The organism is uncultured Psychroserpens sp. (assembly GCF_947501425.1).
Taxonomy (GTDB): Bacteria; Bacteroidota; Bacteroidia; order Flavobacteriales; family Flavobacteriaceae; genus Psychroserpens.
On sequence record NZ_CANMVN010000010.1, the window covers coordinates 33,841 to 49,367 of the forward strand.

Here is a 15,527-nt window from a genome sequence, read left to right on the forward strand (position 1 = left end):
CTAACTATTGAGTGTTAAATGCGCAATATTATGCTAATGCCTCAATAATAATACCAAGAATAGTATCTTTGCAATTCGTATTTATGAGTCGTTAATTTTCGACGAATTTTAAATTTTAGTCCATGACCAAAACTATTACAGGCTTTTCCAAATTATCGAAATCAGAAAAAATCGATTGGCTTGTTAACACTTATTTTACCGATTCTACATCGGCTAAAACACTTTTAAAGCAGTATTGGAATGCAGATGAGAAGCTCCAACAGCTTCATGATGAGTTTATCGAAAACACCATTACCAATTATTACCTCCCACTTGGTGTAGCCCCTAATTTTTTAATTAATAATAAGGTCTACGCCATACCAATGGCCATTGAGGAAAGTTCTGTTGTTGCGGCTGCTAGTAAGGCCGCTAAGTTCTGGTATGATCGTGGCGGATTTAAAACTACAGTCTTATCGACACAAAAAATAGGTCAGGTTCACTTTATGTACCATGGTGACACAGATAAACTAGAACAATTTTTTGTTGCTCTGAAACCTAAGCTTATCGTAGAGGCAAAACCCATTACCCAGAATATGGAAAAACGCGGTGGCGGTATATTAGATATTGAACTCAGAGATAAAACTAAGGATATAGAAGGCTACTTTCAATTGCATGCAACTTTTGAGACCTTAGATGCCATGGGTGCCAATTTTATTAACTCATGTCTTGAGCAGTTTGCAAAAACACTTAAAGCAGAAGCACAAGCTTTTAGTTTATTTTCTTCGGAAGAAAAAGACATTCAGGTAATTATGTCTATACTTTCCAACTACGTCCCAAATTGTCTGGTGAGAGCAGAAGTGAGTTGTAAGGTGGAAGAACTTACTGAAAATGATAATATTTCGGCTCAGGAATTTGCAGAAAAATTCCTTCAAGCTGTTAATATTGCTGAAGTAGAGCCATTTAGAGCTGTTACTCACAACAAGGGAATCATGAATGGTATTGATGCTGTTGTTTTAGCTACAGGTAATGATTTTAGAGCTGTTGAAGCAGGTGTTCATGCCTATGCCTCTCGAAATGGACAATACACTAGTTTGACTCACGCTACAATAGAAGATGGTCAATTTAAGTTTTGGATGGAAATCCCTTTAGCTTTAGGAACTGTAGGTGGACTAACAAAATTACATCCTCTTGTAAAACTAGCACTTGAGTTACTTGGTGAACCTTCAGCAAAAGAACTCATGCAAATTGTTGCAGTGGCTGGTTTGGCACAAAATTTTGCCGCTTTAAGATCACTGACAACCACAGGTATTCAAGAAGGTCATATGAAAATGCATTTGATGAATATCTTAAATCAGTTTGAAGCGTCTTCTGAGGAAAAAGTAAAACTTGTAGAACATTTCAAAAGCAACACTGTTACACATAGTGCTGTAGTTGCTGAAATAGAAAAACTAAGACGCTAAATGAAAGGCTTCTACAGTAACGGAAAATTATTAATTACAGGTGAATACGTCGTTCTTGATGGTGCACTTTCTCTAGCTGTTCCTAGTGTATTCGGACAATCCCTAGACATAGAAAAAGGAGACAAAAATCTCTTAACATGGACCAGTTTTGATGAACAGGATACAGTTTGGTTTGAAGCTAAATTTAAATTAGAAAATAATCAGATTCTTGATCTGATTAATACCAATGACAAAACAGTTGCTAAGCGATTGTTACAAATACTAAGAACTGCTCAACAGCTTAATCCTGAGTTTTTAAATGACGCTCCTGGCTATACCATTTCTACTGAACTGGGATTTCCCAAAAATTGGGGATTAGGCACATCTTCAACATTGATCAATAATATTGCAAACTGGGCTCATATAGATCCTTATCAATTACTTGAAACTACTTTTGGTGGAAGCGGCTATGACATAGCATGCGCTTCAGCCAACCAAAGTTTAACTTACCAATTACTCCAAAATGGGCAACGAAACATACATACAGTAGACTTTGATCCTCCATTCAAAACGCACTTGTATTTTGTCCATTTGAATCAAAAACAAAATAGTCGTGAAGGCATAGCTCAATACAAGACTAATACTTCAGACACTTCGTTAGCTATTTCAAGAATAAATACAATCACACAAGAGATGATCAATTGTGAAACTTTAAATGAGTTTCAAAACTTGATTAATGAACATGAATTACTTATTTCAGAGATTATAAAACAAACACCTGTTAAACAACATCTTTTTAAGGATTTTAACGGCAGTATAAAAAGTTTAGGTGCTTGGGGAGGCGATTTTATTTTAGTTGCTTCAGAAGCCAACCCTACGTCGTATTTTAAATCAAAAGGATTTCATACGATACTTCCCTATTCAGAAATGGTTAGGAACTAAAAAAAGCTTCACAAAATGTGAAGCTTTTTTTAGTTCTTTCTCAGACACAGAATTCTAGTAAAATCTATATCTATTATCTTCAATGTCTGCAGTTTCTTTTAAAGCGTTATACACTTTAGTTTGAGCAGATGTTGTTCTTGCTGTACTTAATCGGTTAGCAATAGCCTGATAGTTATCCAATTTAGTAGCTTCGTTAACTTTAGTAACCTCTACTATAAATACACCTCTGTTTCCATCGATTAACCCAGAAGTTTCACCTTCTTTAAGTCCGAAAGCCACTCCTACAACCTGTGGTTCAGTACCTGCTCCAGAAATCGTTGGGTTTTTCATATTAACTGCTACAGCTGTATTTGCAACTCTATTCTGACTTTTAGCCACCTCATCAACAGTTGTTGCACTGATCTTTTCACGAATCATCTGAGCTTTCTTTTCTTTTCTAATTTCTGTCATTGCAGAGGCTGAGGCATTTTCTGGATCCATTAATCCTTCCTCACCAACTCTAGTCACTTGTACTACAGCATAACCTCCACCTGGAATAGTAAAACGCTTAAAGTCACCTACTTTAGTACCTTCTTCAAATGCCCAACGTACGATTGGTCGCTGACTTCCGATTCCTGGTATATTTTCGTCTAATATCGCAATCCCATTAACTGGTTTAACAGCTAGATCACGTTCTTTAGCCATTTCCTGAAAATCTCCATTTTGAATAGCAATCTCAAATTTTGAAGCGTCTGTAAAGACGTTATCTACAGTTTCTTCAGATGGTTCAATTTCTCTAGCTATTGTAGCTACTTTAACAACTTTTGATGATCCTTTCTGATCTAAAATCTCAATAACGTGGAATCCAAATTGTGTTTTTACCACATCGATATCACCAACATTGTTTTGGAATTCAAAATCACTAAACGGCTTCACCATTTGTGTGCTTGGGTGAAAATCATAAACACCTCCATTTTCAACACTTCCTTGATCTGATGACAGCGCAGTTACTAATTCTGGGAATTTTGAAGGATTAGCTTTCACAATTCTTAAAACACTATCTGCTGTTTTCTTTGCCTCTTCCTCTGTTTGCGTAACATCTGGAGCTACTCTTGTAGCACCAACATAAGGAATTAATATGTGACGTACTTTAACAGAATCTGGCTGCTGTCTTGTAGCAACCATTTTAGTTAGTTTCATTAAATTTCCATCTTTATAAGGACCGTAAACATCACCAACATTTAAGTTAAACAGTGTATCTACTGCTACAGCAGGCAATCCTGATTTCTTGATGAATGCATCAGCAAAACTCTGATCAGACTCAGCAACAAAATTTACGTAATTTGCAAGATCTGCTTCTTTAACCTGACTGAAAGGTTTTATTGTATCATTCTTTCCATTTTCAAACACAACCTTTCCATTGATATACTTATCAAAACTAGTCTTTAGAGCTTCTTCATCTTTTAAGCTTGGTACTTCCTTAAATTCTGCATACACGATATCACGAGTTGCTTCAACTTCAAACTTCTTTTTGTTTTTGTTGATGTAGTCTTTGATATCTGCTTTAGTGACTTCAACTAAGCTATCGTGAATAGTTGAGTAAGGAATATGAACATACTTCAGGTCTCTTGTTGAACTCTCGAGCATATAATCAACCTCAGCCTCATTTATAGTAGCATTAACACCAGCTTTAATCATATTGAAATAAGCTCTCTCTTGAGCAGCTACTGCTATTGATTTTTCGTTATTTACCCAATCATCGTAATTTAACTGAAATGTTCCAAGTACAGCTCTATCTGGATAAATCTCTTTCAAGTTAGCAACAAACTCAGTTAATTTATTTTCATCAAAAAGACCTGCTTCATTTTGAAATTCAGGGTATGACGAGAAGCTTTGTTGTAACAAATCTTTCATTTGATCTTCCTCAACACTCAAACCAAGCTCTTCAAACTGCGTGTTCATTATTGCACGACGTACTTGTTGATCATAAACTCTATTCATAGCCTGAGTAGACGAAGCATTAGAGCCCATTTGTCTTTGCATGGTCTCAACCCTGTTCATAAACTCTATTCTATTGATGTTTGTTCCATTTACTGTAGCCACTACATCTTGTGATCCACCAAATAATGCATCACTATTTTTGAATAGGTCTGTAAGTACAAATGAAAATAACGCTAGTGCGATGATCAAAATCAAAAACAGTGAACGTTGTCTAATTTTATTTAAAACTGCCATTTTAATGTATAATTTATCGAATAATAAGTGGGCGAAAATACCATTTTCTATCAAATAATAAAAGTAGAATTATGTTTTTATTATCGATTTTTTATAGGTTTCATCGATTGTTGGCTAAAGGTGAGAGTTTTTAGGTTAAAACACATAAAACATTAACAAAAGTTAAGTTGATCTTCTAATCTTCTTCAAGAATATGAAGCGATACACTATCAATTTTTGTTGAAGACACCTCCAGGATCTTAAACCTAAAGCGCTCAATAACAACCTCATCATCAATCTCAGGAATCCCCTCAGTTTCGTTAACAATTAAACCTCCTAGTGTTTCATAGGTTTCATCTTCTGGAAGATTAATCTTATAAGTTTCGTTAATATAATCAACCTCTAAACGTGCAGAAAACAAATAGTTTTCATCATCTATTTTTTCTTCTAAAAGCTCTACGCTATCATGTTCATCTTCAATTTCTCCAACAAGTTCCTCTACAATATCTTCAATGGTCATTATTCCTGCAGTTCCACCGTACTCATCAATTACCACAGCCATGCTCTTACGCTTTTTGGTGAGTATGTTAAGCACATCTTTTACCAACATAGTTGCAGGGACATAGACGACAGGTTTAGTTACAGATTTTATAGACTTTGGCTGTTTAAAAAGATCGAAAGAGTGAACATAACCCAGAATATCATCTATACTCTCTTTGTAAACTAAAATTTTAGATAAACCCGATTCTATAAATAGCGTGCTTATGTTCTTGATACTATCATTAACCTCAACCGCTGTTATTTCGGTTCTGGGCACCATAACCTCTCTTGCTTTTACTTCGGAAAACTCCAGTGCGTTTTGAAAGATTTGAATCTCACTATCTACTTCATCGTGTTCTTCAACAGATTCCATCTGTTCACTGATGTAGTTACCCAGTTCAACCTTGGTCATTGCCAGTTGCATATCTTCTCCTTCAGTTTTAAAGAAGCCTTTTAGTATTCTATCTGATATCCAAATTACAAACGATGATAAATACCAGAACAACACATAAAAAATGTAAGCCGGAAATGCAAAAATCTTTAAAAACGAATTAGCATAGATTTGAAAAAATACCTTTGGAAGAAATTCTGCAGTAAATAAAATGATAATTGTTGAGATGATGGTTTGTGTCAATAAACTCAAATCAGACAGCAAATAGTTGATTACCTGATATTGAGAGGGTAGCATAGATTGAAACCAATCGACCAGCACATCTCCCATTACAAAACCATAGATCACCAATGCTATATTGTTTCCAATAAGCATAGTTGCAATAAATTTTGAAGGTTTCTCAGTAAGCTTAGTTAAAATTCTTGCTAAAAAATCACCTTGCTTTTTTTCAATTTCAATATGAATTTTATTGGAAGACACATAAGCGATTTCCATTCCGGAGAAAAAAGCCGAAAGCAATAGCATGACAACAATAATAACAATGCTATAGTCCATGACTGTTACTTGTTTCTATTTTCGAATTTCTTTCTGAATTTTTTTCTGAAGAAAAACATAAATATTGCCAACCCGGCAAACAAGAAAGATATGATAACTCTAGTGCTATCAATACCAATATTTGAGATGGCATCCCAAACAAATAGCACAGCAAAAAACAGATATGCATATTGAAAAAACTGAAGTATTTTCATTTGATAAACGTATTAGTTAATACAAAGATAAAGATGTTTTTCGAACAATCTTAAGCAGATCAATCTTTTAGTATCCCTTGCCCTCGACCTTCCATGATGGTGTAGTTATTGAATTTGGAATCTGCATCAAAAATATCACCATAACCACTTCTAGATGATAAGGATTTTAAGTGTACAGGACTATTTGTAAACAACCATTCACGTTTCTGGTCATAATACATTTGTACTGCGAAAAGACTATCACGTTGTGGTGTAATTAAGACCACATTACCTTGAAGGTCGATTAGGTCTGTTGCGTTGTAAACTATCGCATAATCTGCAAGAACCACATTTTTTTGTCCGTCTTCATCATAAAGAGATAGACGAACACCATCTGGAAACTCAGAAAATGAAAAGTCTCGATTAGAATAATCTAACATTTTAGGGCTCTCCAAATTTGCAATGATTCTTCCTATAGAGTCTTCGGCTTCGGTATATTTTAAATTGATATTTTTTGCCTCACCAATAGGTTGATTTTGAAGGACACCTATTTTCTGGACTTCTTTTAGATCATTTTGACATGAAAAAAACATAGCCACAACAATTGCTGTGACTATGTAAATATTTCTATGTAAAATGTTTGTTTGCATTTATAGGTTTGGTACAGTTACGCTACCACCTATCCAACAACCAATCTTTATGGATTGTCCTGCATTACCTTTTGAAAATATTTCAGATTTGGTAGGTGCATTTGCTCTGTAAGAAGCTGCTGTTTTTTGAGCAACCGATTTTAAACTCGGGTCTACTTGTCCTGCTCTCAAAGCTTCCTGTGCAGCATACCAGAAGACTGCTCTTTGTTCGAATTGATCATTTCCACAGTTCTTTGCACTAGCAGCATACATAGCAGCAATTCTCAAGTGAGGTGTTCCATCTGAAGGATTTAATTTTAAAGCCTCTCTATAGTAAGTTCTAGCTGTACCATAGCTACCTCTTTTCTTAAATCCGTTAGCAATTCTCTTAGCTAAACGTGCTTTTTTGAAACCATCTTGCTCAAGATTATATGACTCTTTGATGTACTTATCACCTTCACTAGTTTTTCCTTGCTTGTATAATACGTTAGCCACAAAGTATTTTGTGTCAGCTGATGGTGCTGTTGCATCATAAGCTTTTACTAATTCAACATATAATGGATCATCTGTACACTCTTTATTGTACATTCTACTTACAGCTCTTTTTAACCATACTGCATCATTCTTGAAGCTTTCAAAATCTCTTTTGTACAGAGGAATTAAGTTCTCACAGTTAGCTAATTGACCTAAGTAAGTATCAAGACTTCCAGCTACTTTATCGTTAGCTTCTAATTTTTGCTGATAGTATCTCTTGTATTGTTTATCTTTTTTACCTAAAGTTTCTCCAGCTTCTTCTTTAGCAAGAATCTTATTTAAAGCTTTAGCGTATTTTTCGTTTAAGTTCTCCAACTGCTCATTTACATCATCATACTTGTCAAACACTTTTTGAAGCTCGAACTTTTTAGCTTTGAACAAGTCTACAGTTTTTGTAAAGTAAACATATAAGCCTTTAGTACTTGTAAAATTTGGTAAATCTTCGGTGTAAGCTTTATGAAATGCATCATAGATTTGCTCGTCACTAAGATTAAGATCTTTTTGATTTTCATACTTCATGACACCAACATCTTCTAGAACCTCACCTAACTTATATTTACTTGAAAAGTATTCTCTACCTTTATTTAATAATACCTCATAGTCTTCAATAAATGCAACTTTTTCTGCTCCTGAAGAGTTATCGATCTTATGTTTTAAGATCTTCTCTCCATACTTGTAAATAGCAATATTGAATTTTGGACATTTATTTCTAACTTTCATCCATGGCTCAAATGCCTCGTCATATTTCTTACTCTTAACATAGTCGTTCATCAACGTCAGGTTAAGCATACACTCTTCGTCTTGTTGCGCAAAACCAAAGTTTGTCGCCATGAACAAAGCTGCTATGATTAATGTAATTTTCGTTTTCATCTTCTTTTATTTTACGTTAGTTATATTTTCTTTTTTCAAACCATCTATCATTTAATGACAGACTTAAATTAACATTGAAAAAGTTTTCTTGTATGAGATTTTGGTTTGTTGTTCCTCTTCTTCCGTACTCAAAACCAATATTAGCATTTGAAAACACATTTCCAACTGGTAATCCTACTCCAAAAGATATGCCAAACTCATTTATGGTTTCATTATTAATTTCTAAACCTGTATTCTCAAAATGAACTCCAGCTCTGTAGGTAACTCGCTTCCAGTAACTTGAAAACGAGGAATAATCTGGAATAAAAAACCCACCAATAGATATATTAGAGGCGTTTACAAAATTAGCATTTTCTATTGAAACTATCGGATTTGAAAATTCACTTGTATTTTGAAGTGTATATTCTGCACCTAAAAACCATTTACGAGGAGCACCTATACCTGCTCCAAATGAAAACCTTGACGGTAACGTAAGGTCTGTATTGTCTAAGCCTTCACCCTCAAGATCTGCATCAACTTCATTGAGCACAAACTCCTGACCAGTTAGTTCATTAGTTACAATAGTTGCGAATGAGCGTTCATTAATAGATGATATGTTACTTTTAGGTGAATACGTCAATCCAGCTTGAAGCTCGAGTTTCTCGTTAATCATTGTTCTGTAGGTAAGCCCAATATTAAAATTAAGACCACTCAAATCAGAACGATTACTTTCTCTAGTTTGGTATTGCACAGGGTTACCATCTTCGTCATATACAAATTCAATCACACTGTTTTGAATGTTTCCGAAGTTATAATTCATATCAACACCTAAACTCAGTTTATCGGTGATTTTATAACCCATTCCAAAAAATGCTCTATTCACACCACCTTCTCCTCTATATCTGTTTTGAAGCACACCATTTTCAGTATCTTCTAGCTTGTAACCTACTGCTGTGTAGGGAACCAATCCCAAACCAACACCAAACTTACCTAGAGGCATTGATAATGCTAAATAATCAAAAGTTGTAGAATTTACCTTAGATTCTCCTGAATTAGCCTTTAAATTCAAGCTGCTGTGACTGGCTCCAACAGAAAATTTCACGGGACGACTTTCTTCGTTCCATAACTTAAGGTTAGGTCCTACATAGGCTCCTGGATTTCGTAAGTTGACATGAACACTATCTGTGTATATGCTCAATCCTCCCATGCTTCTGTTTTCAACAGTTCCTTTGAATTTTAGGCTTCCAATTCCGTAGAAAGAGTATGGTGAGGCAGTGCCCTCTTGAGCGTGGACATTTAAAGCAAAAAAAGCGACTAAAACTATGACAAGTTTTTTTATCATTATTGTGAGTTATATTCTAAAATGAAATTCAAACCCTCCAAAAGAAAATTTGAGTTGGCAAATATGCTATTTTTTAATTGGTTTGACAAGAATTTGGTATCTCCTCCTGTTAAAATAACTGTTAAATCTGGATATTTTTTAACATAATCATCAATAACACCATCAATTTCTTTTAAAACTCCAAAAACAACTCCTGAGTGAATCGAGTTGTTTGTCGTATTACCGATAATCTCATCGGGCATTTCAGTCTCTAGTAACGGTAAATTTGCAGTTAAATTATTAAGTGTTCGATATCGCAATCTAATTCCGGGTGAAATAGCACCTCCAAGATATTCATTCTTTGAGTTAATAAAATCGTAAGTAATACATGTACCTGCATCAATGACAAGCACATTGTTATCTGGAAATTGTTCTACAGACGCACTTACCAAAGCTATACGATCTACACCTAAGCTTTTGGGTGTAGCATATAAATTTTTAAACGGTAATTTTAACTCGTGAGATAGTTGTAGAACTTTTACTTTAGTTTCTAGAGCATTTAGATGAGACACTGTAAGACGGCCTACGGAAGAAATTATAGATTGGTTGATATCAGAATATTCCTTAAGAATATCGGATGCCATGGTTTCAAAATCATCCAACTCACCAATGATTTTCTCTTTTAGCTTGCTCTGGGAGTACACTGCAAACTTGACATATGTATTACCAACGTCAACAATTAAATTCATATCTATTTTAAAAGTGCTAAATCTACGAAATGAAGATTCATTATTGTGTAGCAATTAACCAAATTATAACATTATTTATGCTGAAATCAGCGATTTAAACCATGAAAGGCATTTTTAGTTTAAATTTTTATAGTTTCTTTTTGTGAATATTAAAAATGAGTCTATATTTGCACTCGCATTTTTATGCAACTGGTGCCTTAGCTCAGTTGGTAGAGCAAAGGACTGAAAATCCTTGTGTCCCTGGTTCGATTCCTGGAGGCACCACCATCAAAAACCCGATTCATTTGAATCGGGTTTTTTGGTTTCTGTAGTTACCTATTCATAGCATTATTCACAAGTAAACACATAGCAATAGAAAAGCATAAAGTAAGTTTAGCCCTTATTTATTGTAACCAAAGTCCATACTAACCTTTGGCTAGGAGTGATTAAATTGCTAAAAAAATTTATCGTGATACATTGCTTAATAGTTGAAGATGATAAAAATACAGTTGAAAGCATAAAAGCTGTAGGCCATGATATTTTTAAAATCTCTTTTGAGAACCTCAATGAAGATCAAGACAATGCTTTAAACACAATTTTAAAAAACAAGCCTGATATTGTAATAATAAATATTGAGTCTCCTAAAATAAATTTTATAGAATTTCTGTTTGAGATCAATCAGTTTAGTGAAAACAAACCCATTTTTATAGCGCTCTCCAATTCAAAACACAAAGCATATGATTCTTACAAATATGATTTTTCTGATTTTTTATTAAAACCACTAAGTGAATTATCGATAAGAAAATGCTTTTTAAAATATCAAAAAAAATATCCAACTAGAGATATAGAAACTATTTGTCTGAAATCTTATAAGGATTACCAATATCTAAATATTGATGACATTCTTTATCTGAGAGCAGATAATAATACAACCGACTTTTATATGGCTGACGGCAGAGTAATTGGTGCTTACAAAACACTAAAAGTCTTTGAGAACTTACTACCCAAAACTTTTTTAAGAATTCACAAAAGCTTTATTATAAACAAAAATCACATCACCAGAATTCACTATGGAAAATCGATGTGCATCATAAATAACGAACATAGAATACCCTTTACAAAAACATTTATATCTAATATAAACTTGATAAACACTTCATTATCGAAAAACACACTCATTACTTTAAATTAACTTCTCTATATAAAAGTAGCATTTCACTCATAGAGTAATAGTATTCACTAATACCAATCATTTTTTTTAGTTATAACTAGCAGACCTACCTAATTTGGTTCTTGAATATTCTTGCGTTACGAATCATAAACGCAACTATTGTGCACAATTTCAAAATAATACTGCTGTGTTTACGGCATACAAAACTATTGTAAAATCTTAAAATTTTGTACCATGAAAATCTTAAAACTTTTATTAGCCTTTTTTATACTTTCAACAATCACAACCTCTTGTACACCGCAAGCATTGGATGACAATCAAATAATAAATCCACAAGCAACAGGTAGTGAAGACAATACGGTTGATGACGGCAGTAAAGATTAAAACCCAAAACAAAAAAAGCCTTTAATAATATTATTAGAGGCTTTTTTTTTAGATTTGTTTAAAACCCAAATCCGTTGAAGTCTAATTGGTTAAATCAAATATTGTCTATAGTATTGTGTATTAGTTTTAGTACTCAATCCTGTGTTAACAATAAAGAAAAGATTAAACTAAACTCCCAAAATGAAGCCAGTGACAGTATTAGTATCTGGATTAAAGCCTCAAAAAACAAATCGTATTCTGTAGAACGAAGAAAACAATTTTTAGAAACTTCCTATCAAGAAATTAAGAATAGTAAAATTGATACTTTTCAAGTAAGAAATCTTATTTCTATTGCTTATCAAAATTTAAAATTAGGCGATACTTCACTATTCAAAAAAAGAAACAACGAAGCCTTAAATATTTCCCTAAAGTTAAAAGACTCATTTGCCATAGGAGACAGTTACTGGAATTACGCCAGTTACTTTAATAAGAAGCAGGTCTATGATAGTGCTTATTATCATTTTAATCTGGCTCACAAATATTTTGATAAAAGTGGCCATATATATGAATCTGCAAAGACACAGTACGGAATGGCTTTCATTAAAGGGCGTTTTAAAGACTATTCAGGAAGCGAAGTCTTAACCATTAAAGCCATAGAAAAATTCAAAAAAATTGAAAATTACAAATCTCTATATTCATGTTATGACCATTTAGGTCAATTGCAAAAGGGCATAAATGAATACGACAAGGCCTTATCTTATTACAATAAAGCCTTAGAGTATCTCAAAAAAATAAAAAACAACCAATCCCTTTATGAAGCAAGCCAGAATAATATTGCAAATATATATGTCAAAAAAAAGGAATATTCTAAAGCTTTGAGTTACTACAACAAGGTATTGACTAATGACACTTTAAAATCACAATATATAGATCGCTATGCCAGAGCACTTGACAATAAGGCGCATTGTAAACTTTTGATGAAAGATACCATTGGTGTGTATAACGATTTAAATAAAGCACTTCATATTAGAGATAGTTTAAATGACAAAGGAGGCGCAGTAATAAGTAAAATTCATTTAAGTCAATATTTTACGTTCAAAAAAGACACAACTACAGCAATAAGATTTATTAAAGAAGCTAATTCACTGGCAAAAGAGATAAAAAACAGTAGAGATTATTTAGAGAGCTTATATTTGATAGCAAAACTAGACACTAAAAATTCTTCAAAATACTTGAAAAATTACATTCAATTTAGTGATAGCTTACAAAATGTAGAGCGCAAAATTCAAAATAAGTTTACTAGAATTGCTTATGAAACAGATGAGTATATAGAAGAAACCAAACGTTTATCTCAAGAAAAAATATGGATCTCTCTAATAAGCTTTGGCGTAATTTTAATACTAACATTATTATACTCTCTGAGGATACAAAAATCTAAAACTGAGAAACTACTCTTGGAAAATGATCAGCAAAAAGCCAATGAGCAAGTCTATTTGATAGCCTTAAAACAGCAAGAAAAATTAGAAAACGAGAAAATAAAAGAGCGTAATAGAATAGCTGAAGAATTACATGATGGAATTTTAGGCAAACTATTTGGAACAAGGGTTGGACTTGGATTTCTGAATATTAATGCTGATCGACAAACAGAAAAAAAGCATCAATCTCTTTTAGATGAATTACAGACAATTGAAAAAGAAATAAGAGATGTTTCACATAAATTGAGTGAAAATCTCGATAGCTCACAAATCAATTTCACAGCAATGATTCGTCAGCTTGTCGTCAATAAAAGTAAAATTGGAAACTTTAAATATGACCTTGATTTTGATGACCACATCAATTGGCAAAAAATAGATGATGTTATTAAAATGAATCTTTACAGGGTTATACAAGAGGCTCTACAAAATATTGTTAAGTATGCGGCTGCTAAAAATATAGGTGTTAGTTTTATATTAAATAATAAAGATTTAAAAATAATTATAGAAGATGATGGTATCGGCTTTAAAACTAACCAAAAGAAAAAAGGCATAGGAATAAAAAACATGAAATCCAGAGTAGAAAAATTAAATGGTGTGTTTGACCTTCAATCCTCACCAAATAATGGCACTACAATTACAATACAAATTCCAATTTAAAACCGCATTAAGATGGAACATAAAACGTACTCAGTATTAATAGTTGATGATCATCCATTAATTACAGAAGCCTATAAATCTGCATTTAACTATTACAGCGATCAAAATGATTTTATATTGTTTTCTATTAAAACTGCTGAATCATGTGATGACGCTTTTAAACTAATAAATGATTATTTCACAAAAAAGAATGATCTTGATATTGTCTTCTTAGATATTAAATTACCTCCATCTAAAGATGGTAAAATCCTATCAGGTGAAGACTTAGGCTTGAGAATAAACAAATTATTACCTGACACAAAAATTATAATTTCTACAACATTAAATGACAACTATCGTGTACATAGTATTTTTAAAAGCTTAGATCCTGATGGTTTTTTGATAAAAAATGATATCACACCAAAAGATCTAGTCGAAGCAATCGATACCGTTATCAACGATCCTCCTCATTACAGTAAAACTGTTGTGAAATTACTTCGGAAACAGGTCACCAACGATTTCTTATTAGATAATATCGATAGAAAAATCTTGTATGAATTATCTATTGGCACCAAAATGAAAGACCTTCCAAGTATCTTACCACTTTCAATTGCGGGAATAGAAAAAAGAAAACGACATTTAAAACATATTTTTAATATCAAAAGTCCGGACGATAAGGAACTACTTCTAAAAGCCAAAGAGAAAGGATTCATTTAAAGGCTAATAACAAACACCAAAACAATTAAAAAGTAAGGGCAGTCCTTACTTTTTTTATGCCTATAATTCAGGATTTGGCAGAAGATTTGATTTATTTAGTAGAAAGTAAATTAATTATGAAAGACATAAAAAAAACCTTTACTACAATTCTCACCCTATTTATATTTAGCTGCTTTATCTCTGCTCAGGATTTTACTGGAATTGCTATTTACAAAACCTCATCCAAAATAAAAATGACCATGGATAGCACTGAGGTATCAGGTACTGATCAAAAAGCATTGAATGACATGGTAAAAAAATCAATGCAAAAAGAATACGAATTACGCTTCAACACAACCGAATCGATTTACAAAAAGATTGAAACCCTAAAAAAAGATGATGGTTCTCAAGGCATAGAGGTTATTGGCTTGGGCTCTGGAACCGAAGGCGGATTATACAAAAACATCAAAGACCTGACTTTAGTTGAGAATAGAGATTTATTTGGAAAACTATTTTTAGTTAGTGATACATTAGAAAAATACAACTGGCAATTAGTGGATGAATCAAGACAAGTTGGAGAGTACCTTTGCTATAAAGCGGTCTACACTAAAGAACATGACGGAAAACACGCTACAACGATAACTGCCTGGTATACGCCACAAATACCTGTAAGTAACGGACCTGCATCTTATTGGGGATTACCTGGATTAATTCTTGAAGCTGATAATGGCAGACTATCAATGATCTGCTCTAAAATTACACTGAATCCACAAGAAGAGATAGAAATAAAAGCACCCACAAAAGGAAAAAAGGTGAATGATGAAACCTATAAAAAAATCTACAATGAAAAGATCATGGAGATGCAAGAGATGTATAAATCTAAGAGAAAAAAGAGTAAAAACTAAACCTGAAC

Annotated in this window: 13 protein-coding genes and 1 tRNA gene; 8 read left to right on the top strand and 6 right to left on the bottom strand. The window is 33.1% G+C overall.

Annotated features, from left to right (window positions below; translation table 11 throughout):
* Positions 1 to 122 precede the first annotated feature (122 nt).
* Together Q0951_RS15260 and Q0951_RS15265 are read left to right on the top strand one after the other, a co-directional pair.
* Positions 123 to 1,439: a hydroxymethylglutaryl-CoA reductase, degradative gene (locus Q0951_RS15260; RefSeq protein WP_299338678.1), complete on the top strand. Its 1,317-nt coding sequence runs from the start codon at positions 123 to 125 to the stop codon at positions 1,437 to 1,439.
* Positions 1,440 to 2,360, top strand: a complete 921-nt coding sequence (locus Q0951_RS15265; RefSeq protein ID WP_299338681.1) for a GYDIA family GHMP kinase — start codon at positions 1,440 to 1,442, stop codon at positions 2,358 to 2,360.
* A 54-nt stretch (positions 2,361 to 2,414) separates the two neighbouring features.
* On the opposite strand, the gene Q0951_RS15270 is transcribed toward Q0951_RS15265, so the two are convergent.
* From Q0951_RS15270 to Q0951_RS15295, 6 genes are all read right to left on the bottom strand, one after another.
* Positions 2,415 to 4,574, bottom strand: coding sequence for a peptidylprolyl isomerase (locus Q0951_RS15270; RefSeq protein WP_299338683.1), 2,160 nt, complete (start codon positions 4,572 to 4,574; stop codon positions 2,415 to 2,417).
* A gap of 175 nt (positions 4,575 to 4,749) precedes the next feature.
* Complete coding sequence (locus Q0951_RS15275; RefSeq protein WP_299338686.1) at positions 4,750 to 6,039, bottom strand: hemolysin family protein; 1,290 nt, start codon at positions 6,037 to 6,039, stop codon at positions 4,750 to 4,752.
* Between the two features lie 253 nt (positions 6,040 to 6,292).
* Entirely contained in the window at positions 6,293 to 6,862 is a 570-nt protein-coding gene (gene lptC, locus Q0951_RS15280) for an LPS export ABC transporter periplasmic protein LptC (RefSeq protein ID WP_299338688.1), read from the bottom strand.
* Positions 6,863 to 8,245 (bottom strand): hypothetical protein, encoded by a 1,383-nt coding sequence (locus tag Q0951_RS15285; protein ID WP_299338691.1) that lies wholly within the window; start codon positions 8,243 to 8,245, stop codon positions 6,863 to 6,865.
* A gap of 16 nt (positions 8,246 to 8,261) precedes the next feature.
* Positions 8,262 to 9,566 carry a hypothetical protein gene (locus tag Q0951_RS15290; protein ID WP_299338694.1) on the bottom strand — a complete coding sequence of 435 codons (1,305 nt, stop codon included), beginning with the start codon at positions 9,564 to 9,566 and terminating at the stop codon, positions 8,262 to 8,264.
* Positions 9,566 to 10,294 carry a type III pantothenate kinase gene (locus Q0951_RS15295; RefSeq protein WP_299338697.1) on the bottom strand — a complete coding sequence of 243 codons (729 nt, stop codon included), beginning with the start codon at positions 10,292 to 10,294 and terminating at the stop codon, positions 9,566 to 9,568. Before Q0951_RS15295 ends, Q0951_RS15290 begins: the two co-directional genes overlap by 1 nt.
* A gap of 191 nt (positions 10,295 to 10,485) precedes the next feature.
* Here Q0951_RS15295 and Q0951_RS15300 point away from each other — a divergent pair.
* From Q0951_RS15300 to Q0951_RS15325, 6 genes are all read left to right on the top strand, one after another.
* A tRNA-Phe gene (locus tag Q0951_RS15300) sits at positions 10,486 to 10,561 on the top strand.
* Between the two features lie 181 nt (positions 10,562 to 10,742).
* Positions 10,743 to 11,465, top strand: coding sequence for a LytTR family DNA-binding domain-containing protein (locus Q0951_RS15305; RefSeq protein WP_299338700.1), 723 nt, complete (start codon positions 10,743 to 10,745; stop codon positions 11,463 to 11,465).
* A 213-nt stretch (positions 11,466 to 11,678) separates the two neighbouring features.
* On the top strand, positions 11,679 to 11,828 hold the full coding sequence (locus Q0951_RS15310; protein ID WP_299338703.1) for a hypothetical protein: 150 nt from the start codon (positions 11,679 to 11,681) through the stop codon (positions 11,826 to 11,828).
* 74 nt (positions 11,829 to 11,902) lie between these two features.
* Complete coding sequence (locus Q0951_RS15315; RefSeq protein WP_299338705.1) at positions 11,903 to 13,939, top strand: sensor histidine kinase; 2,037 nt, start codon at positions 11,903 to 11,905, stop codon at positions 13,937 to 13,939.
* Positions 13,940 to 13,951: 12 nt separating this feature from the next.
* A complete protein-coding gene (locus tag Q0951_RS15320) occupies positions 13,952 to 14,635 on the top strand; it encodes a response regulator (RefSeq protein WP_299338708.1) in 684 nt (227 codons plus the stop codon).
* 116 nt (positions 14,636 to 14,751) lie between these two features.
* Positions 14,752 to 15,519: a GLPGLI family protein gene (locus Q0951_RS15325; protein ID WP_299338711.1), complete on the top strand. Its 768-nt coding sequence runs from the start codon at positions 14,752 to 14,754 to the stop codon at positions 15,517 to 15,519.
* Positions 15,520 to 15,527 lie beyond the last annotated feature (8 nt).